The organism is Wolbachia endosymbiont (group A) of Epagoge grotiana, assembly GCF_947251775.1.
In the GTDB taxonomy this organism is placed as follows: domain Bacteria; phylum Pseudomonadota; class Alphaproteobacteria; order Rickettsiales; family Anaplasmataceae; genus Wolbachia; species Wolbachia pipientis.
The window spans coordinates 1278091-1298105 of record NZ_OX366387.1; the positions used below are offsets into that span (position 1 = coordinate 1278091).

Sequence of the window (20015 nt, forward strand, 5' to 3'; positions counted from 1 at the left end):
GAATTTATTTCGTGTAACATTGTCGCAATGATACCCTTCCTGGCGCATCAAACAACAGAGGTCTAATGATCAACGAAGAAATTGTAAGAGAGAACTTAAAAAAAGTCATAGAGCAAAAAAGCGGTAAAGATGTGATCGCTCTTGGCATAATATCCTCAATCATTATTAAAGGCTGGGACATTGGTTTTGCGCTTGAAGTTGCCGGTGACACGCAAGCAAACGAAGAATTAAGAAGAAATTGTGAGCAAGCTGTTAAAGCTATACCGGGGGTGACAAAAGTGATCGTGGTTGCTACTTGTCAAAAACAAACTGGGCAACAAAAAGCTAAATTACATATCGAAGGAGTGAAAAATATAATTATTGTGGCCTCTGGTAAAGGAGGCGTAGGTAAATCCACAGTTGCGCTAAATCTTGCTCTCTCATTAGCAAAGTTAAAACACAAAGTTGCGCTGGTTGATGCAGATATATATGGTCCTTCAATTCCTAAAATGCTTAGCACTGAAAAATTAAAGCCAGAAATACAGGGTGGAAAAGCAATACCTATAGAAAGGTATGGACTGCATACTATTTCAATCGGCTATTTTGTTGACAAGGATCGTGCAGCAATATGGCGCGGACCTATGATCACAAAAGCACTTTATAATCTGCTCATGGGAACAAAATGGTCCGATATAGAGTATTTGATAGTTGATACACCACCTGGAACTGGCGATGTGCATTTAAGTCTTATGGAAAATTTTAACTTAACCGGGGCGATAATAGTTTCAACTCCACAGGAGCTCTCTTTAATCGATGCTCGCAAAATTTATGATATGCTTAAAAAGCTCAGTATACCGATTATTGGCATTGTGGAAAATATGAGTTATTTCATTCAAAATGACTCAGAAATATACATATTTGGAAAAGACGGCGCAAAAAGAATGTCTGAGGAGCTGAGCATCAAACTCCTAGGCAGGATTCCTCTGGATCCACAAATATGTCATGCTTCTGATTGTGGAAATCCTTTAATGCTAAGTGAAGATTTGGCAGAGATTTATGAAGACATTGCTAAAGATGTTATAGCTAAAGTGGCTTAGGTTTACCTACAATTTGAAAAACCGTCATTCCGCTACTAGTTAGAGGAATTTATACCGCGAATGAATCCACAACTGTACGAACATTGTCTACCAGAAGGGTGTCATCCCAGTCTGGGATCCAGGAATTTTATTAAGTATAAAAATAGCTGTTTTATGTTAAAATACAACGTTTTGATGATTATGGAAAGGCTGGATTCCAGACTGGAATGACATCATCCTTTTTTCTGAATTCCAGTGTCAGCTACTTCCATGACATCATTATAAAGTAAAATGAGATCCCAGTGTCACGCACTGGGATGACAAGAAGAGGGCTACTGGGATGACAGGGGAGTTGCCTTTTTTCTACTTAGTTTGGGTTATGCAAGAAATCTAATATGATTACTTCTATGCTTAGCCATTTTCAAGACAGGTTCTAAGAGACTTAATTTGTATATAGGAAAACCTTAAAGTCTTTTACTCATAGTATACAAAGTTTGTTTAAACTATTTTCAAAATAGATAAAATATAATTTTACAATTAGCGTAAATAAAATGAATTATGATGTAATCATTTCAGGTGGTGGGTTGCTTGGTCTTATTACTGCAATTGGCCTCAGTTGTAACTCTGTGTCTGTAGCTGTAATTGAAAAAAATAGTTTGCCACGTGTAGTAGATGACAACCGAGCATTTGCTATTTCTCAAGGCTCGAAAAAAATATTGGAAAAATTAGGGATTTGGCAGTTTATAGAAAGCGAAGCTGAGCCAATACTTGATATATGCATATTAGATGCGGTTACTGTGCATTACAATCATAAAATGGTTGGTGAAGAGCCAATGGGTTATGTTATTAACAATGCTACTATATGGAATGCAATCAACAATAATTTTCTGAATAAACTAAATATATACTCTCCACATTCCTATAAAACAATTGCTTGTGATTCAGGATATGTGGAAGTTATTCTTGATAATAACCAGGAATTAATATCATCGCTACTTATCTGCGCTGAAGGCAAAAACTCTAAACTACCAGAGTTATTTTCTATACCGACAGTGAAATTTGATTATAAACAAAGTAGCATAGTATTTAATGTAAAGCATGAACTGCATCACCAAAACTTAGCTGTAGAGCGTTTTTTTCCTGGCGGTCCATTTGCAATTCTACCGATGAAGGGTGGCCATACTTCTTCAATAGTCTGGACAGAAAAATCTGAAATTTCAAAAATGCTAATGGATCTGTCTGAAGAAGAATTTATTATAGAGCTTAAAAAAAGATTTGGTTCTTATTTAGGAGAGATAAAACTAGAGGGTGAAAGAAAACTTTATCCTTTAAGTTTTGTTTTCGCAAAAAAGTTATATAAGGGTAGAGTTTTGCTTATCGGCGATGCAGCACATTCAATTCATCCAGTTGCAGGTCAAGGGCTTAATCTTGGAATTAGAGATGTAGAAAGTATTATAAAGCACGTAGTTGCCGCAAAAGCATCTGGTATTGATGTTGGCAGTAGTTATTTATTAAAGAAAATTTCACGTAACAGATACTTTGATAATTTTACAATGGCGCTTGCAACTGATGGATTAAATAGGATGTTCTCCAACAGAATATTCTGCGCTAAAGCACTAAGAAATCTTGGCTTGATTGCAGTTGAAAATTCAAATTTTCTCAAAAAAAGCTTCATTCGGCATGCTATGGGGTTTATATAAACCACTATTTTATAGTTAATGCAAGTCAGGTTTCCCACGTCATACCGCCGCGGTATCTTGGCCGCTAACACGTAGCGGGATGACGAATGTATCTGTTTAGCAGTTGTGTTAAAAGTCAATAGAAAAATTGATGTAGCTGTGGATAAGTACTTTTATCTGTATAAACGTGCTTATCCACAGCTATACTGGCTCTTAGATAGAAACAGACAGAGAGTTATATTCCTCAGTAAAAACCCTGTCATCTCTGACTAAAGAGTTAGCAAGAATAAGCAATTTCCTCATGGCAGCAGTGGAAGCAATTTTATATGGCTTTTTATATTGACTTTCCATAAGATGGTACAAGCCTCCACCTTCTAGGTGGAGAAACTTTAGTTTGTCAATGTCATAACTGTACTTTATAAAGTATAGTTATGACGGAATATGACAAAGGAAAACACACTGTATTTTATCATAGGTACCATATAGTCTGGATTACAAAATATCGGTACAGAGTATTAACTAAGGCTATGAAGGAGAGAATACGAACAATCATAGCAGAAGTATCTGAAGAAATGGGGATTAAGATAGAAAACGGAGTAATATCATCAGATCATTTACATTTATTCGTAGTAATACCTCCTCATATAGCTGTGAGTGATTTTGTTCAAAGAGCCAAAGGCAGGTCTTCACGCAAAGTTCAACAAGAATTTTCAGAGCTAAATAAAATGTACTGGGGAAAGCGTTTTTGGGGAAGAGGATACTTTAGTGCTACCAGCGGAGATATCACAGATGAAGTCATTAATGAGTACATCAATAAACATACAGATGCACATCAGCCTCATTCTATATCTAGTATAAGATTGGAGTAGCTTTAGCTTCTCACCGCGCTTCCAGCGCTATATCCAACCTTTCGGCTCTCAGCCGATAGTGGTTGAGTATATAATCTAGTAAAGAAAGGTTTGATATAGGAATTAGGGGGGGAGGGGGGGATGTATGGTCCCAGAGTGTGATGGTATGATAAAATATGAGAAAACAATACCATCAAAGGAGGAATTATGGGACAAATATTACATGGGTGCGCCAAAACAACAGAGACAATTCGTAGAGCAATACAAAATAGTAAAGAGAGCATAGCAAAACTCTCCAGGTACTATAACCTTAATCCAAAAACTATCATTAAATGGAGAAAACGGTCTTTTGCCAAAGACGCTGATATGGGTCCGAAGCATGCAAGATCAACTGTTTTAACTTTAGAAGAGGAGGCTGTAATTGTTGCATTTCGTAAGCATACTCTATTGCCATTAGATGATTGTCTCTACGCTTTGCAAACCTCAATCCCACACTTGACTCGCTCTAGTCTACATCGTTGCTTACAGAGGCACAGCATTAGCAGACTACCAGATGTTGATGGCGAAGTTAAACCAAAAAAGAAATTCAAACAATATCCTATAGGCTATTTCCATATTGATATTGCAGAAGTCAGAACAGAAGAAGGAAAGTTATATTTGTTTGTTGCAATAGATAGAACATCCAAATTTACGTATGTTGAGTTGCATAAAAGTGCTACAAAACCTATAGCTGCTGAGTTTCTACGTAATTTGATTAAAATTTTACCATATAAAATCCACACTATTTTGACAGATAACAGTGTACAATTTACCAACCAAAAACGCCATAAATACGCTTTTCAACATATATTTGATAGAGCTTGTGAAGAAAATGACATTGAACACCGTCTAACAAAAGTTAGCCATCCTTGGACAAATGGGCAAGTTGAGCGTATGAACAAAACTTTAAAGAATGCCACTGTTAAGAAGTATTACTATCAGTCTCACCAGCAACTCAAAGAGCATCTTTATGAATTTGTTATGGCCTACAATTATGCTAAAAGACTCAAAACTCTTAAGGGTCTTACACCTTTTGAGTTTATATCTTTACAGTGGACAAAATCTCCTGAATTGTTCATACTAAATCCACACCATCACACTCTGGGACCATACACTCCCTGTGTTTCGTAATATTATACAATCAAATTGATAAAAGCTGTATTATCTCCTTGCAGCATTAAGTGTATATTTTTTGCTATTTTTTCCACTAAGGGAGTAACATTATCAAAATTTGAAAATTTTGATAACACATAATCTGCTAAGCTTCTTTGATCTTCAGGTCTACCCACTCCAAATCTCAAGCGCCAATAATCGTTGCCAATAAAACTATCTATGGATTTAAGTCCATTATGTCCAGCAGAGCTACCACCTTTCTTTATTTTTATTCTTCCAAGTTCCAAATCAGCGTCATCGTGTATGACAACAATATTATCTAGCGATAATTTGTAAAAATTTCGTATTTTTGCAACAGGGATGCCTGAATTATTCATAAATGAATAAGGCTTTATTAACATGATTTTATTATCATTAATTATGCCAGAGGTTATTAGATAATCGGCTTTTTTAGAGAACGACTGGAAATTCCAATATTTGCAAATTGTATCAACTACGATGAAGCCGATATTATGATAAGTTAACTCATATTGACCACCAGGGTTACCAAGCCCAACTATCAGGTGCACTATTCCTCTGTTTCTGCTTGAGGTTCTTCAACGTCACTATCGGCAGCAGAAATTGTAACAATGGTAAAATTTTCTTCTTCATGAGCTACAAACTTAACACCTTCTGGTAATTTTACATCATTGATATGTATAGATTGGCCAATCATTTTACCGGATAAATCAACTTCAATAACCTGAGGTATTTTATCAGGAGAGCATTTAACAGCAATAGAACGACACAAAACATTAAGCACTCCACCTAATTTGATTCCTGGAGCTTTACTTTCATTCACAAATGATAGAGGTATGTCTATTTTAATTTCACTGCCTTTATCAACAAACTGAAAATCAACATGTTGCACAGTATCCTTTACTACATGCAATTGGATATCGCGAACAAGAGCATATTCCTTTTTGCCCGAAATATTCAGCTCTATCAAATGTGCAGAAAGAGAACCTGATTTATATTGCTTCGTGAATTCCTTTGCAGACAATGTCAAATTTACATTATCATGGCCCTTTCCATATATTATTCCAGGGATGTTTCCTTTCTTCCTTAGAGAATGCATCGCTTTTGTTTTTGTTATATCACGTAACTCTGCATTAATTGTTACTATTTCCTGTTGCGTCATCGATTACTCCTATTCAGCTAATCCTTTTAATATAATTTAATAATAATATAACATAAAAATATTTATTTCAAACTTCATTCTTTCATACTAATTGTTTGTGAAAGGATTTATTTAGATATATATTTAAACTTATTTAACAAGAACTATGGGCATTGACGATAAAGTAGTTTTTAGGATTTATAAACCAACAAGAACTGCAACACAATCTGGTTTAGGTAATACAAATTTCTGGCACCTAAAAATTGAATCTGGCTCTTACTACATTGAACCTTTGATGGGGTGGGTTGGCTCAAAAGATCCAAAAAAACAGATTGTATTAAAGTTTGATTCTCTTGAAAAAGCAGTATTCTACGCAAAAAAACGCAACGTTAAATACATAATTGAAATGCCAAAAAATGTTAAGAGGCTGCCAAAATCTTACGCAAGCAATTTCATACTAAAGTAAGTTGCACAACAAATGGTGTTATGCAAGTAGCTGACACTGCTCTCCTTTGTCATCCCAGTGCCCAGACACTGGGATCCAGGAATTTTATTAAGTTGGTAAGCATAAAAATAGCTGTTTTACGTTAAAATACAATGTTTTGATGATTATGGAAAGGCTGGATCCCAGTGTCAAGCACTGGGATGACACCATTTGTTGTAAACTCACTTTTACTCTATGGTTATACTACCTTGCCGCTATCCTGAACGAATACAAAGTAAGTTTTATTGTGATGTGCTCATCTGTAAAAAATAAGACTTAATCTCACTGTTGATCATGGATTTTAAGTTGTGCTAGTACACTGCGGCCATTTAGAGAGTCAAGATTTTTAACCTGGCTAGCCAGTATTAAAGAGTTATTTTTCAGGTATTTCTTTACAAGGCTTGCAAGCCTTTTTGGATTATTCAAATAGCTCCATTCTGCTTGCAAAACTTTTATATCACTTTGCACTAAATTAATTTCACTTTTTATTTTTATTAGCTCTCTATTTAATGACTGAACATGTAATTTTACCTTAAATAGTCCTACAATGCTAAGAAAAAACATAACTATTGAGATGATGCAGAAAGTTCTCATGACAACCTCTGTATAGCTCTTAGTTTTGCTGAGCGTGAACGCGGATTTGCACTTACTTCTTCTATACTTGCTTCGATCACTTTTTTATTTAGAAGAGAGAATGTCTTGCAATCAGTAGCACATAAATCTTTAAAAAAAGTTTTGACTATACGATCTTCTAAGGAATGAAAGGTGACGACAATTAATTTGCCATTCTCACTTAAAATCTCAGATGCAGCTTTAATGCCCTTTTCAAGTTCTCCCAGCTCATCGTTTACCCATATTCTGATTGCCTGAAATGTTCTGGTTGCAGGATCAATTTTGCTTTTTCCACGAAATACCACGGAACGTACAATATCCGCAAGCTCAAATGTAGTTTTGATAGTTTTCTTCTTCCGTGCATTTACTATTGCTCTTGCGATTTTGCGAGAATGACGTTCGCCTCCGTAGTTATATATAGTATTTGCGATTTCTTCTTCGCGTAAAGCGTTAACAAACGTTGAAGCGTTTATATAAGAAGAGTTATCCATGCTCATATCGAGTGGACCATCATGTAAAAATGAGAACCCTCTATCTCCGTTATCAAGCTGCATAGATGAAACTCCGATGTCAAAGACCACTCCATCCACTCCGTTTGATGTCATTCCAGCGCGTGACCAGTTATTTTTTCCAGTATCAAGTACTGGGATGACAGGAGATGGCTCAACGCTGCTTAGTATACTTTTAATATTACTAAACTTCTCAATGAATAGTTTTATTCTATCTGGATATCTAAAGCTTAAATCATCATAAAACTTAGTTACCGTTTCATCTCTATCAATTGCATATACTTTGCAATCAGCTGACTCCAATATTGCTTTGCTATACCCTCCAGCTCCAAATGTGGCGTCCACGTATATGCCACCATCCTGCGGTGATAGTAGTGATAGCATCTCTTTTAACAAAACTGGAGTGTGTGTCATATCAAAAAATTTAAGTACAGTTGGTGTAGATATCCTACTCTACTCTACTCTTCACATCAATTTTATTTATGTACATAGATTTTCTTGCCAAAATATGGTATCTTATCGGAATATATGAGCAATAATATTAAAATTAAGGTTTAATATTGTTAATATAATATTCACATAACGTTCACATTTTTTTTTATATATAAGATCAAACAGGCTATAGGGAAATTATGCAGCAAATAACAAAAGTAATATTTTCAAGTTTGATTTGTAACACTTTATTGTGGTATGACCACATGCTTTTTGGCCACTTAATAAACATAATAGGTGGTGTGTTTTTTCCATCGGATGATCAACTAACCAGCGTATTGAAGGCTTTTGGAGTGTTTGCAGTGGGTTTCTTAATGAGACCAGTCGGTGCTGCTATATTTGGTCACATTGGTGATAAGCATGGCAGAAGAGTTGCCTTATTGCTCTCGATTATATTAATGACTTTATCAACCATATTAATTGCTTTTGTTCCAGGTTATCAAAGCATTGGAATACTAGCGTCAATGCTGGTAGTTTGTTTAAGGCTATTGCAGGGTATATCCCTTGGAGGAGAAGCAGGAAATGCACCATTTTTAATAGAACATGCTCCTAAAAACAAAAAAGGATTTTTTGGCAGCATTGAAGTATTAAGTGCAATTCTTGGTTCAATATTAAGCCTGATGGCGGTACTCATATGCAAAAAAGTATCTGATTTTGAATCTTGGGGGTGGAGATTACCTTTCATTTTCAGTTTAGCAATGGGATTAATCAGCATATATATGAGATATATACTTGATGAAAGCCCAGAGTATAAAAGACAAAAAAATCCGTCTAAATTGCCATTAAAAGAGTTATTAAACAATTACAAAAAGCCTGTTCTAATATCAATAGGTATTGACTTGGTTGAAAATGCGTCTCTCTATATATATTTGGTCTTTTTCAATGTGCTTACGAATAAAATATTAACAGTAAATACTCATTTTAATCATATAGTGGAAATACTGAGTCAAATTGCACTTGGAGGATTGACAATATTGTTTGCAATACTTTCTGATAAGGTAGGAAGAGAAAAAGTTATGAAGTTTGCATTTATAGCTTTTGTAATAGTGAGTTATCCAGTTTTTTCAATGTTATGTAGTGGCAATTACTTGCTGGCACACATTCTTTTTATAATTCCAATAGCTGCATCGCTTGGTCCTCTCAGTGCACTTATGTGCGAATTATTTCCAACAAAGGTTCGGTACAGTGGATTTGGTTTATCAAGAAATATAGCTGCTGGATTTTTTGGCGGCCTTGCACCATTTATATGCACAACAATTATCAAGGTTACAGGACAAGAGACTTCAGCTAGTTTTTACATGATTTTCTGTGCATTAATTGGGCTAGTTGCTATATCGCAAATTAAGGGTGAGCTTTCTTCAAAATTACCCAAAGTAAACCAAGTATAGTTGCAGTATAGCAGAATTTAAAAAAATCTAATTATAAGGTGGGAAATGCCAATTCTTAGGTGATAATGTGAATATTTCAGCACCATCTTTTGTTACTCCAATCGTATGCTCAAATTGAGCAGAAAGTGAAAGATCGCGTGTTGTTACTGTCCAGTCATCGAGTTTACTGAGCAGAGTCTCATGTTTTCCAGCATTAATCATTGGCTCTATTGTAAAAAACATACCTTCCTTCAAGACGAGATTTTCATCTTGATCATAGAAATGCACTACATTTGGTGGAGCATGAAAGACTTTTCCTATACCATGTCCGCAGTAGCTGCGTACGATAGAATATCCAAAATCTCTAATATATTTCTCTATAGCAAGCCCTATTTCATTTAACTTATTGCCGGGCTTAACTTGTTTGATTGCTTCCATCAATGCATGATAAGTAGCGTCACACAAGCGTTTTGCTTTTATTGATGGCTTGCCAACCCAAAACATGCGACTTGTATCACCATGCCAGCCATTTAAAATCACCGTGACATCAATATTTAAAATATCTCCATCTTTAAGTGGTTTATTATCGGGAACACCATGGCACACAACTGCATTTTTTGAAGTGCAAATCGATTTTGGATACCCCCTATAGTTTAGTGGTGCTGGAATTGCACCTGCATTAATTATAAAATCATGACATAGATCATTTAACTCATTAGTTGTCACCCCTACCTTTACGTACGGTGCAATGAAATCAAGAGTTTCAGCAGCAAGCCTGCCAGCCTTGCGCATAAATTCAAAATCTTCTTGTGAGTGTATAGTTATGTTCATATTTTCCATGTCTTATTGTAATTGGTACGCTTACTCGCAAGTACATAAACATAATAATTTTACATATTATAAAAATAAGTCCTATGGATCCTAGTGTCAAGTCATTTGTATGAAAGGTGGTAAAACAGAAATCTAGACTGTAACTTTTGATTTAACCCAATTATACAATTTACTCATTTTACCATCCTGACCTAAAATACCAGAATTATTTTTATAAAAAGTGTCAACTATTAGCTTTATAGAGCCTATAGCAGCAGAAAATACAGGATTTTTATCATATTCGCCATCAAGACCGCTACAAGACTCAGGGCACCCAATTCGAACTTGCTTATTGAATATATAGCCTGCAATTTCCTTCATGCTTGTGAGTTGACTAGTTCCGCCTGTAATCACTACTTTATTAATTGGATCTTTCTGCTCTTGAAATTGCTCTCTTACCATTTCAAGTATTTCTTCAACTCTTGGTCTTATGATGTTAATAAGCTCAGATTTGAATACTTGAGTAGGTTCATCATTTTCGTTGTTTTGCATTGTAATGTACTCATTCTCATCTATTGAAGTTACGATAGTGCTACCATACAGTATTTTTATATACTCTGCACGTTCTATGCTTGTGCATAGCCCGTAAGCAATATCTCGAGTGATATGAACGCCACCAATTGGAACGCTGCTTGCATACACAAGTTTCCCTCTTTTGAAAATTCCAATTGCAGTGCACCCACCGCCTATATCAACAATAGCAGTCCCGAGCTCTTTTTCATCTTCACTGAGACACGCAAGACCTGCAGAATATGCAGAAGCAATACAACCTGCCATATTTAATCCACCATTATTGGTAATACAGTTTTCAATATTGGTAAGCGCTGGACGCGAAGCAGTGACAACATTAACATCAGCAGATAGTCTTTTTCCGTACAATCCACCAACTTCTTTTATTTCAGTCATGTCATCTAAGTGATATTTCAGTGGTATATTGTGAATGATAACATTTTCTTCAATATATTTCTCAAACGTCTGAAAAACTACACGTTTTATATCCCGGTCAGAAATTTCATGATTAGCTGCAATAATTTCATTATGTACATTGAAAGATGAGATGCCACATCCAGCAATGCTCACATATATCTGGTCTATAGTTTCCTCTGACACTTGCTCAGCTAAACCTATAGTTGATGAGATGGAGTAATTTGCGTGTTTTACATTAGTTATCGACCCACCGTTTACACCTTCTGCAATCTTATAGCCCGTTCCTGTTACTTTATAGCTGAAGTTGCCATTTATTTTAACGATTAGACAAATAATCTTTGTTGTACCTATGTCTAAAACAGCAAAAACATTTCTCTTTGGTTTTGCTATTACTGCAGAGTACATTAGTTAACCTTATTACGCAATTTCATTTAAATTGTAGCTTTCTTTAATAATTTATATTTCTATTATAGATATAGCAACATTTTAATATACACTAAATTCTGGACAAAAGGAAAAGCAAAACATAGAATTATAATTTTTATGTCCATATTACCAATTGTAATTGCCCCTGATGAAAGACTAATCACACGTGCCAGTGAAGTAACAGATATAAACGATAAAATTAAAGAATTAGTAAACGACATGTTCGAAACTATGTATGATGCAGAAGGTCTTGGCCTTGCTGCAGTGCAAGTTGGAGTGTTAAAGAGAATTTTTGTTATGGATATTCAGCTAGAAACGATTGAAAATGAGCCAGCAGGATATGGCTCAACTGGCAAATTTTACATGATTAATCCTGAGATTACAGAATTATCCGATGAACAAGTGACTCTCAAGGAAGGGTGCCTTTCAATTCCAGAGCAAAGCTATGAAATTAAGCGTCCAAAGTATTTAACTGTGAAATACAGAGACTTAAATAACGAAGAACAGACGCTAAAAGCTAGTGGTTGGCTTGCAAGGTGTATTCAGCATGAATTAGATCACTTAAACGGCATATTATATATTAGACATTTATCTAAATTAAAGTATGATATGGCCATGAAAAAAGCACAAAAGGTTAAAAAGCATTATGAGCAATAAAGACCTAGAATTATTAAAGTTTTACCATGAAGTGGGCGTTGATTGCACACTAATGGAGGGTGAAGAGGAAAAAAAATTGGAGAGCAAAGAGAGTGTACAACCCTCTGTTATCCAAACTGGGACCAAGAAGAAAGATGCAGATATGCGCTGGAATGACACTAAAGATGGAAAAGACATGTTTCCAAGTGATTGGATAATTGAAGCAAGGAAACTTGCAGGTAAATGTGGTAGTGTGGATGAATTAAGAAGTGCAGTTGAATCATTTGAAGGTTGTGAGATAAAAAAAACTGCAACTAATACTGTCTTTTCCGATGGTAATCCAAATGCAAAAATTATGCTCGTTGGTGAAGCTCCAGGAGCAAATGAAGACCTTCAAGGCATACCATTTTGTGGTGCAAGTGGAATGTTGCTCGATAAAATGTTAAATGCAATCAATCTTGATCGCACTAAGGTATACATAAGCAATGCTGTATTTTGGCGTCCACCTGGCAATAGAAAGCCAACCGACCTAGAGCTTGATATGTGCAGACCATTTGTCGAAAAACACGTTGCACTAGTTTCACCACAAATTTTAATTTTGGTCGGGGGAATCGCATGTTATAGCCTTCTTGACAGCACAAAAACTATATCGAATTTGCGTGGCAGATTTCATACGTACACTAACCAATATTTGTCCAATTCAATCACCACAGCCGCTATATTTCATCCAGCTTACCTACTTCGCCAACCGGCACAAAAACGTTTAGCCTGGGAGGATTTGAAGAAGATTAGGGAGTATCTTGATAACACCAATAACTGTACGAATACTTAACACCACTGGTGTCGGAAAGTAGCCTGCAGAAACGAAAAAACTTCCTTGACAAACTCCGCCAGCCCCCTTATCATGAAACTGAAGCTATTGTATTTGCTTTCGCCAATCTGCAGATTAAAAGGTAAGGATTACTTAATGTATCGGCGTCTTATGTTCAATTTTTTGCAGTATATAGATACTGTATGTCTTTACAAAACTTCATCTACATCTAGATTTTTATCTAAATAAGCTGAACGCGCTTATAAAGCGTTACAAGACATCAAAAAATGCCAATACTCGACAGAGATAGTAAAAGACTAGCTAACTCGGGGGTTCTTTGTCTTTTTTTCTGCTTAGTAAATTTCTTAAACATTTGCAGCGTAGGTTAGTTGCAATTAAAAGCAGCTAAATTTCGCTTGTCAAGCGTTTAAAACATAAAAAACGCCAATATTTTAAAGCAGATAATAACCCCAGGGCTTCTTTTGCCTTTTTTTTTATTTGGTAAATTTCTTAATGTTTATAGCTAAACGACAATCGTCATCCCGCAGCGGGATCTATGCTTTGAGATACCGCGAATAAATCGCGGTATGACGTAGAGCTCGCGTTAGCTATACTTTTATGCTTACCAACTCAGTATCCAATCAAAATCCTGGATTTCAGTGTCAAGCACTGAAATGACACCAAAAGGGCTACTGCTGTTTTGGATGGAAACCAGTGTCAGCTACTTGAATCTGCCACGCAAATTGCCTGCAAATTGCAATGTTCGTACAGCTGTGCGTCATGCGCTGGAATGGCATCAAGGGGTAACTTTTTATTTAAACAATGATTGTAAAATGATTATAATAAGAGATCTATTGAAATTTTAAAGTTATTAAATATTGACGCTGTATACTTAAGTGTTAAAATAGGATGAAAAGTTTTTAGGAGTTTATATGGCAGCAGGTGGGAAAGCAAAGACAGCTAGTAAAAATAACCCTACTCAGCGTAAGAAGGCCGAGCAAAAAATGTATAAAGATAAACCGGTAAAACCTGTTAGATATATAGATCGTGACTCGCGCATGAATTATATGTCTGCTCAATATGACAACGGCAATCTGGTTGAAGATGAGGTAAGCGGCAATCCTATAAAGTGGGAAGCTGTATAATAGTTGTGGTTAAAGTTACTATTAATTCTAAGGAATGTGAAGTAGAGCATGGGCTCACTATAATTCAAGCTTGTGAAGTCGTGGGCGTTGAAATTCCACGTTTTTGTTATCATGAGCGTTTAGCAATTGCTGGTAATTGCAGAATGTGTTTGGTTGAAGTGGAGGGTGGACCTCCAAAACCAGTAGCCTCTTGTGCAATGCCAGTTGCAGAAGGGATGGTTATTCACACTGATACCCCTAAGGTTAAAAAAGCACGTGAAGGTGTGCTTGAGTTTTTGCTAATTAACCACCCGCTTGATTGCCCAATTTGCGATCAGGGTGGTGAATGCGATTTGCAAGATATCACGATGGCTTATGGGAAAGGAACCAGCAGACTTGATGAGCATAAGAGGGCTGTGCCAAAAAAACACTTTGGACCATTGATTGAGACTGCGATGAATCGATGCATTCATTGCACTCGGTGTGTTAGATTTTTGTCTGATGTTGCAGGTACAAATGAACTTGGAGGAATCGGAAGGGGAGAAAATGTAGAGATTAGCACTTACATAAAAAGGCATATTAGTTCTGAATTATCCGGAAATATCATAGATCTCTGCCCGGTAGGGGCTTTAACTTCAAAGCCTTACTCCTTTACAGCGCGTCCATGGGAGCTATCACATTGCGAAACTATAGATGTACTAGATGCTGTGGGAAGTAGTATTAGAGTTGATTATCGTGGCCCGGAAGTTATGAGGATATTGCCAAGGCTGAGCGAAGAGGTAAATGAAGAATGGACATCAGATAAAACCCGCTTTGCCTATGATGGACTAAAAGTTCAGCGTCTTGATCGACCTTATGTAAAAAAAGATGGTAAATTAGCCCCAGTTGATTGGAATGAGGCATTAACTGTTGCTGCAAAGAAATTAAAGAATACAAAATCAAATAAAATAGCTGCAATTGCAGGTGATTTAGCAGATTGTGAGTCTATGCTTCTACTTAAAGAAATGATGCAGAAGCTCGGCTCGGGGAATATAGACTGTAGGCAAGATGGTGCAAAACTTATACCAAATAATCGTGGATCGTATGTGTTCAATACCACTATTGAAGGTATAGAGAATGCGGATTTGTGTCTGCTTATAAATACAAACCCAAGGATAGAAGCACCGATCATTAACGTAAGATTGAGAAAGAGATATTTACAGGGCAACTTTCCTGTTGCAAGTGTTGGTCCTAACATTGAATATTTGTATCATGTTGAGAAATTGGGCGATAATCCTGATATTTTGAGTGAAATAGCAAATGGAAGTCATAAATTCTGTGAGCTGCTGGTAGCTGCTCAAAACCCTATGCTGATTATCGGTCAAGATGCATTAGTAAGAGATGATTCTGAATTAGTTCTAGTTCTGGCTGGCAAAATTGCAGAAAAATTTAACATGATCAGAGATGACTGGAATGGCTTTAATGTGCTGCATAAAGCTGCAGCAAGAGTTGGTGGGCTAGATATTGGGTTTGTTCCTAAAAAAGGCGAAAGGGATATTAATCAAATATTGGAACATGCAGAAAGTGGTGAAATAGAAGTTGTTTATCTTCTTGGTGCAGATGAATTTGACACATCAAAGTTAGAAAACACATTTGTAATTTATCAAGGTCATCACGGTGATAAGGGTGCACATGTGGCAGATGTTATCTTGCCTGGTGCTGCATATACAGAAAAATATGCAACTTATGTAAACACTGAAGGTCGAGTGCAAAGAACAAATTTAGCTGTATTTCCTCCAGGTGAAGCAAAGGAGGACTGGTTAATTATTAAAAATCTCTCGCAATATTTGGATCTCTCCTTACCATATGATAGTTTATTTGACGTGAGAAAAAAATTAGATACTATCGGTCCACAGTTTAGAAATGCTGATCAAGTGATAAAAAACACATGGGTGCCAATTAGCAATGGTAAAATAAATTTAAGTAATACACCTTTTACTTTAAAGGAGTGTAATTTTTATATGACGGATTCAATAAGTCGCGCTTCAAAAATAATGGCAGATTGTACTAAAGCTTTTTATGAACACGCTAGTTAATATTTTATTTATTTTAGTACCGCTACTACTTTCAGTTGCATATTTGACATACTTTGAGCGTAAGGTCCTTGCTGCAATTCAACTGAGGCACGGCCCAAGTGTAGTTGGACCTTTTGGGCTATTGCAGCCATTTGCAGATGCTATTAAACTACTGATTAAAGAGCCGATAATACCATTTAGAGCGAGCACCATACTGTTCATTATGGCTCCAATGCTTACCTTTATCTTGGCATTAATTGCCTGGGCAGTTATACCGTTTGGTGCTGAAGTAATTGTAGAAAATGGCCAGCAAGTAGTTATTCCTAAGGTTATAGCAAATATTAATGTTGGAGTGCTTTACGTGCTAGCTATATCGTCGCTGGGAGTATACGGCGTGATTATTGCAGGCTGGTCAAGCAACTCCAATTATGCATTCCTTGGCGCTATACGGTCGGCTGCTCAGATGATTTCATATGAAGTTTCAATAGGCTTAATAGTTGCTGCAGTCGTTATTACCACTGGAACATTAAATCTTGGAGAGATGGTGGTAGCGAAACACAATATGCCATTTTGGGTTGATTTGCTACTAATGCCTATAGGAATAATATTTTTTATTTCTTTGCTTGCAGAAACTAATCGTCACCCATTTGATTTACCAGAAGCTGAAGCAGAGCTTGTCTCTGGATATAACGTTGAATATTCATCCATGCCTTTTGCCCTCTTTTTTCTTGGAGAATATGCAAATATGATTTTAGCAAGTGCTATGATGACGATATTCTTTCTAGGAGGGTGGTATCCTCCGTTAGAACTTGGTTTGCTTTATAAAATTCCAGGTTTAATTTGGTTCGTTTTGAAGATAATTATACTTTTATTCGTATTTATTTGGATTAGAGCAACAATACCTCGTTATCGATATGATCAGCTAATGCGCCTTGGTTGGAAAGTATTTTTACCAATATCAGTGTTTTGGGTGATACTCATTTCAGGGGTGTTGCTCTTTACTGGGAATTTGCCTGGATCCAATGTTTAATTTCCCAAATACAAGATTAAGACGCAGGCGCTCGAGCAAATGGGTTCGCAATTTAACAAGTGAAAATAGTTTATCAGTAAATGATCTGGTTCTTCCTCTGTTTGTTCATGACAGAGAAGAAACAACTGAACCAATTTCTGGCTTACCAGGCGTAAAGTGTTATTCAATAGATGGATTAGTGTCTATAGTTAAGGAAGCTAAAGATTTAGGAATTAATGCTGTTGCAATTTTTCCTGTAGTTGATAGTAAACTAAAATCTGAAAACGCTGAGGGAGCATATAATTCTGACAACTTAATCTGCAAAGCAATCCGTGCTGTAAAATTAAAGGTACCTGAAATTGGTATTATTGCAGACGTTGCACTGGATCCATACACTATTCATGGCCATGACGGCATTTTAAAAGATAATCAGATGGATGTAGAAAACGATGAAACTATATCAGTGCTGTGTAAGCAAGCGTTTGCTTTAGCGAAAGCAGGATGTGATATAGTTGCTCCTTCTGATATGATGGATGGTAGAATAGGAAGAATCAGAAAATCATTAGATGATAACAACTTTCAAGACGTATTAATATTATCTTATGCAGTGAAATACTGCTCTAGCTTCTATGCTCCATTCAGGCAAGTCGTTGGTTCATGTGGGCTATCACATTCTATAGACAAAAGTGGTTATCAAATGGATTATAAAAATGCGCGCGAAGCAATGTGCGAAATTGAAATGGATATAAATGAAGGTGCAGACTTTATTATGATTAAACCAGGTATGCCATATTTAGATATTATCAAAACAGCAAGTGATAAGTTTAATTTTCCGATTTTTGCTTACCAAGTAAGCGGTGAGTACGCAATGATAAAAGCTGCTGCAAATAATGGCTGGCTAGATTATGACAAGGTGATTTATGAGTCTTTGATTGGTTTCAAACGTGCGGGTGCAAGTGCAATATTCACTTACGCTGCACTTGATATTGCAAAAAATTTAAGTGCATAAGCCCTATAAAATTATTAAATTTTTGGCGCACGTTCTTCTACTGTTGCTGCATATTACCTAAAATCTTCCAATACATGTTTTAAGTTATTGATAAGTCCGTTACAATACAGTATTATAAATAATATAAACCAAGTGTTACTTAGAACATGGGGATTTTTTTTAAATTTTTGGGGAAGATGCTAGGCAAGGTTTTTCCTGCTAAAACAGTAAGCTCTCTTTTAGGAATAGGATATTTACCAAATTGGCAGAACTATTGGTCTTCTTTTTTAATATTATTTATTGTCGATGTTATATTAATTCTTACATATGGAGGCGAATACTTACTATATAAAATGCCAGACTCAGGAATAGTCGTAGCTGCTGTTTTTACAAAATTGGCAATAGTTATGTTAGTAATGCAATTAATTGGAATATTTATTTTTCATGCTCAAGACCCTTCAGCAAACAGTGGTGAAGAAATAGTAATACAAATAGCGTCAGGGCAAGTACTGACTGTAGCACTTTCAATGCCAGCAATAATGTCAATTTATTATGCTGTAAGTAAACTCTATGGGAATATATGTAAGCAGATGTTTCAATGCCCATTTTGGTTTAATGATTTTATGCACTTTTTCTTTTTTCTTATGATACCTTACGTATTTTTTAATGTCGTAGAAGTGATAAAACCATGGCCAATAAGTTCAATACAGCTCAGCTATAATAATGCAATGTCAATTACATTTGAGGGGATTTTTCACACATTTTATGCGGTGATTTTACTGTATTTAACAGCATTTATATTCTGCGATTTAACTATGCATGATGCAATTGTCCTAAATAAAAGCATAATTCAGTATGTGAGAGAAAGTTCAGCAGTCTTAGGTGATTATTTACATGATACTGTTAAAAAAATAGGTATTGAATAGTACTTATTTATTTATATATTTAGTATAAAAAGTGTGCAATTTGTGTGAACTTACAAAGTATAATAAAAGAGTTACAAGATTTTTGGGCTAGTGAAGGATGTGTTATACTTCACCCATACACATCTGAAGTTGGTGCTGGCACATTACATCCTGCAACAATTATGTCTGCAATTGATACAAAACCGACAAAAATTGCATATCTACAACCAGTAATTAGGCCAGCAGATGGACGCTATAGTGATAATCCTAATCGCTTGTATCAACATCACCAATATCAAGTTATAATAAAGCCATCTGGTAATAATTTACAAGACGTCTATTTAGATAGCTTAAAAGTTCTTGGCATATCTACAGAAAAATATGATATTAAGTTTGTTGAAGATGATTGGGAAAATCCAAGTGTTGGTGCATCAGGACTTGGATGGGAAGTTACATGCAATGGAATGGAAGTAACACAGCTTACTTATATACAGCAAGTTGGAGGGATTGACTGCAAGATGATTCCTGGTGAGGTGGCATATGGGTTGGAACGTTTAGCAATGTGCATACAAGGTGTAGATAATGTTTACGATATAATTTGGAACGATAACGGTGTAACTTACGGAGATATTTTTAAACAAAGAGAATATGAATTTTCTTATCTAGCGTTAGATTATTATGATACTAAAGTGGTACAGCAGCAATTCGAAGATACGGAAAAATTGTGTAAGTTCCTTATTGAAAAGGAGCTACCAATGGCAGCCTATGACCAATGTATTAAAACTAGTCACCTACTTAATCTGCTTGATGCAAGAGGTGTGCTTGGTGTGAATGAACGTACAGCTTATATTGGTAAAGTTAGAGAGCTAACAAAAAAATGTTGTGAATTGTACATGAGTAAATAGCGT

Annotated in this window: 21 protein-coding genes; 14 read left to right on the forward strand and 7 right to left on the reverse strand. The window is 35.9% G+C overall.

Annotated elements, in window-relative coordinates:
• The first annotated feature begins 65 nt into the window (after window positions 1-65).
• Complete coding sequence (locus OPR50_RS05975) at window positions 66-1076, forward strand: Mrp/NBP35 family ATP-binding protein (protein ID WP_265023942.1); 1011 nt, start codon at window positions 66-68, stop codon at window positions 1074-1076.
• A gap of 530 nt (window positions 1077-1606) precedes the next feature.
• Window positions 1607-2755: a 2-octaprenyl-6-methoxyphenyl hydroxylase gene (gene ubiH, locus OPR50_RS05980; RefSeq protein WP_182309156.1), complete on the forward strand. Its 1149-nt coding sequence runs from the start codon at window positions 1607-1609 to the stop codon at window positions 2753-2755.
• 192 nt (window positions 2756-2947) lie between these two features.
• On the opposite strand, the gene OPR50_RS05985 is transcribed toward ubiH, so the two are convergent.
• Window positions 2948-3085, reverse strand: a complete 138-nt coding sequence (locus OPR50_RS05985) for a hypothetical protein (protein WP_265023943.1) — start codon at window positions 3083-3085, stop codon at window positions 2948-2950.
• Between the two features lie 80 nt (window positions 3086-3165).
• Here OPR50_RS05985 and tnpA point away from each other — a divergent pair, with 80 nt between their 5' ends.
• Both tnpA and OPR50_RS05995 read left to right on the forward strand, forming a co-directional pair.
• Window positions 3166-3603, forward strand: a complete 438-nt coding sequence (gene tnpA, locus OPR50_RS05990) for an IS200/IS605 family transposase (RefSeq protein WP_265023944.1) — start codon at window positions 3166-3168, stop codon at window positions 3601-3603.
• A gap of 186 nt (window positions 3604-3789) precedes the next feature.
• Window positions 3790-4752 carry an IS481-like element ISWpi4 family transposase gene (locus tag OPR50_RS05995; RefSeq protein WP_265023945.1) on the forward strand — a complete coding sequence of 321 codons (963 nt, stop codon included), beginning with the start codon at window positions 3790-3792 and terminating at the stop codon, window positions 4750-4752.
• 2 nt (window positions 4753-4754) lie between these two features.
• On the opposite strand, the gene pth is transcribed toward OPR50_RS05995, so the two are convergent.
• Both pth and OPR50_RS06005 read right to left on the reverse strand, forming a co-directional pair.
• Window positions 4755-5303, reverse strand: coding sequence for an aminoacyl-tRNA hydrolase (gene pth / locus OPR50_RS06000; RefSeq protein WP_065094970.1), 549 nt, complete (start codon window positions 5301-5303; stop codon window positions 4755-4757).
• The gene (locus OPR50_RS06005; protein WP_010962412.1) at window positions 5303-5914 is read right to left on the reverse strand and encodes a 50S ribosomal protein L25/general stress protein Ctc; all 612 of its coding nucleotides are present in this window, start codon (window positions 5912-5914) and stop codon (window positions 5303-5305) included. The genes pth and OPR50_RS06005 overlap by 1 nt, the downstream gene beginning before the upstream one ends.
• A 145-nt stretch (window positions 5915-6059) precedes the next feature.
• Here OPR50_RS06005 and OPR50_RS06010 point away from each other — a divergent pair, with 145 nt between their 5' ends.
• Window positions 6060-6359, forward strand: a complete 300-nt coding sequence (locus OPR50_RS06010) for an NADH dehydrogenase ubiquinone Fe-S protein 4 (RefSeq protein ID WP_010962411.1) — start codon at window positions 6060-6062, stop codon at window positions 6357-6359.
• 300 nt (window positions 6360-6659) lie between these two features.
• Here the strand turns inward: OPR50_RS06010 and ftsL are convergent, their stop codons facing one another.
• Together ftsL and rsmH are read right to left on the reverse strand one after the other, a co-directional pair.
• The gene (gene ftsL / locus OPR50_RS06015) at window positions 6660-6971 is read right to left on the reverse strand and encodes a cell division protein FtsL (RefSeq protein ID WP_007548286.1); all 312 of its coding nucleotides are present in this window, start codon (window positions 6969-6971) and stop codon (window positions 6660-6662) included.
• A complete protein-coding gene (gene rsmH, locus OPR50_RS06020) occupies window positions 6968-7912 on the reverse strand; it encodes a 16S rRNA (cytosine(1402)-N(4))-methyltransferase RsmH (RefSeq protein ID WP_265023946.1) in 945 nt (314 codons plus the stop codon). Before rsmH ends, ftsL begins: the two co-directional genes overlap by 4 nt.
• Before the next feature lie 218 nt (window positions 7913-8130).
• Here rsmH and OPR50_RS06025 point away from each other — a divergent pair, with 218 nt between their 5' ends.
• Window positions 8131-9378 (forward strand): MFS transporter, encoded by a 1248-nt coding sequence (locus tag OPR50_RS06025; RefSeq protein WP_264339267.1) that lies wholly within the window; start codon window positions 8131-8133, stop codon window positions 9376-9378.
• 27 nt (window positions 9379-9405) lie between these two features.
• Here OPR50_RS06025 and map read toward each other — a convergent pair whose 3' ends face one another.
• Both map and ftsA read right to left on the reverse strand, forming a co-directional pair.
• On the reverse strand, window positions 9406-10188 hold the full coding sequence (gene map / locus OPR50_RS06030; RefSeq protein WP_155968820.1) for a type I methionyl aminopeptidase: 783 nt from the start codon (window positions 10186-10188) through the stop codon (window positions 9406-9408).
• Window positions 10189-10320: 132 nt separating this feature from the next.
• Complete coding sequence (ftsA, locus tag OPR50_RS06035) at window positions 10321-11559, reverse strand: cell division protein FtsA (protein ID WP_265023947.1); 1239 nt, start codon at window positions 11557-11559, stop codon at window positions 10321-10323.
• Between the two features lie 138 nt (window positions 11560-11697).
• On the opposite strand from ftsA, the gene def reads away from it, so the two are divergent.
• The 8 genes from def to OPR50_RS06075 all read left to right on the forward strand — a co-directional run bounded on the left by def (window position 11698) and on the right by OPR50_RS06075 (window position 20012).
• On the forward strand, window positions 11698-12237 hold the full coding sequence (def, locus tag OPR50_RS06040) for a peptide deformylase (RefSeq protein ID WP_182309147.1): 540 nt from the start codon (window positions 11698-11700) through the stop codon (window positions 12235-12237).
• Entirely contained in the window at window positions 12227-13048 is an 822-nt protein-coding gene (locus OPR50_RS06045) for a uracil-DNA glycosylase (RefSeq protein WP_182309146.1), read from the forward strand. Before def ends, OPR50_RS06045 begins: the two co-directional genes overlap by 11 nt.
• A gap of 911 nt (window positions 13049-13959) precedes the next feature.
• The gene (locus OPR50_RS06050) at window positions 13960-14172 is read left to right on the forward strand and encodes a hypothetical protein (protein ID WP_006279675.1); all 213 of its coding nucleotides are present in this window, start codon (window positions 13960-13962) and stop codon (window positions 14170-14172) included.
• A gap of 5 nt (window positions 14173-14177) precedes the next feature.
• Entirely contained in the window at window positions 14178-16226 is a 2049-nt protein-coding gene (gene nuoG, locus OPR50_RS06055; protein WP_265023948.1) for an NADH-quinone oxidoreductase subunit NuoG, read from the forward strand.
• Window positions 16210-17235, forward strand: coding sequence for an NADH-quinone oxidoreductase subunit NuoH (gene nuoH / locus OPR50_RS06060; RefSeq protein WP_264339264.1), 1026 nt, complete (start codon window positions 16210-16212; stop codon window positions 17233-17235). The genes nuoG and nuoH overlap by 17 nt, the downstream gene beginning before the upstream one ends.
• Window positions 17228-18223 (forward strand): porphobilinogen synthase, encoded by a 996-nt coding sequence (gene hemB, locus OPR50_RS06065; RefSeq protein ID WP_264339263.1) that lies wholly within the window; start codon window positions 17228-17230, stop codon window positions 18221-18223. The genes nuoH and hemB overlap by 8 nt, the downstream gene beginning before the upstream one ends.
• A 146-nt stretch (window positions 18224-18369) precedes the next feature.
• Window positions 18370-19128, forward strand: coding sequence for a phosphatidylglycerophosphatase (locus OPR50_RS06070; protein WP_265023949.1), 759 nt, complete (start codon window positions 18370-18372; stop codon window positions 19126-19128).
• 44 nt (window positions 19129-19172) lie between these two features.
• Complete coding sequence (locus OPR50_RS06075) at window positions 19173-20012, forward strand: glycine--tRNA ligase subunit alpha (RefSeq protein WP_264339262.1); 840 nt, start codon at window positions 19173-19175, stop codon at window positions 20010-20012.
• Window positions 20013-20015: the final 3 nt, after the last annotated feature.

Coding starts and splice junctions, on each gene's coding strand:
- def (WP_182309147.1), top strand. CDS start 11,698: ATGTCCATATTACCAATTGTAATTGCCCCTGATGAAAGACTAATCACA.
- hemB (WP_264339263.1), top strand. CDS start 17,228: ATGTTTAATTTCCCAAATACAAGATTAAGACGCAGGCGCTCGAGCAAA.
- OPR50_RS06050 (WP_006279675.1), top strand. CDS start 13,960: ATGGCAGCAGGTGGGAAAGCAAAGACAGCTAGTAAAAATAACCCTACT.
- rsmH (WP_265023946.1), bottom strand. CDS start 7,912: ATGACACACACTCCAGTTTTGTTAAAAGAGATGCTATCACTACTATCA.
- OPR50_RS06010 (WP_010962411.1), top strand. CDS start 6,060: ATGGGCATTGACGATAAAGTAGTTTTTAGGATTTATAAACCAACAAGA.
- nuoH (WP_264339264.1), top strand. CDS start 16,210: ATGAACACGCTAGTTAATATTTTATTTATTTTAGTACCGCTACTACTT.
- map (WP_155968820.1), bottom strand. CDS start 10,188: ATGAACATAACTATACACTCACAAGAAGATTTTGAATTTATGCGCAAG.
- ftsA (WP_265023947.1), bottom strand. CDS start 11,559: ATGTACTCTGCAGTAATAGCAAAACCAAAGAGAAATGTTTTTGCTGTT.
- OPR50_RS05985 (WP_265023943.1), bottom strand. CDS start 3,085: ATGGAAAGTCAATATAAAAAGCCATATAAAATTGCTTCCACTGCTGCC.
- tnpA (WP_265023944.1), top strand. CDS start 3,166: ATGACGGAATATGACAAAGGAAAACACACTGTATTTTATCATAGGTAC.
- OPR50_RS06005 (WP_010962412.1), bottom strand. CDS start 5,914: ATGACGCAACAGGAAATAGTAACAATTAATGCAGAGTTACGTGATATA.
- OPR50_RS06025 (WP_264339267.1), top strand. CDS start 8,131: ATGCAGCAAATAACAAAAGTAATATTTTCAAGTTTGATTTGTAACACT.
- OPR50_RS06070 (WP_265023949.1), top strand. CDS start 18,370: ATGGGGATTTTTTTTAAATTTTTGGGGAAGATGCTAGGCAAGGTTTTT.
- ftsL (WP_007548286.1), bottom strand. CDS start 6,971: ATGAGAACTTTCTGCATCATCTCAATAGTTATGTTTTTTCTTAGCATT.
- OPR50_RS05995 (WP_265023945.1), top strand. CDS start 3,790: ATGGGACAAATATTACATGGGTGCGCCAAAACAACAGAGACAATTCGT.
- OPR50_RS05975 (WP_265023942.1), top strand. CDS start 66: ATGATCAACGAAGAAATTGTAAGAGAGAACTTAAAAAAAGTCATAGAG.
- ubiH (WP_182309156.1), top strand. CDS start 1,607: ATGAATTATGATGTAATCATTTCAGGTGGTGGGTTGCTTGGTCTTATT.
- OPR50_RS06045 (WP_182309146.1), top strand. CDS start 12,227: ATGAGCAATAAAGACCTAGAATTATTAAAGTTTTACCATGAAGTGGGC.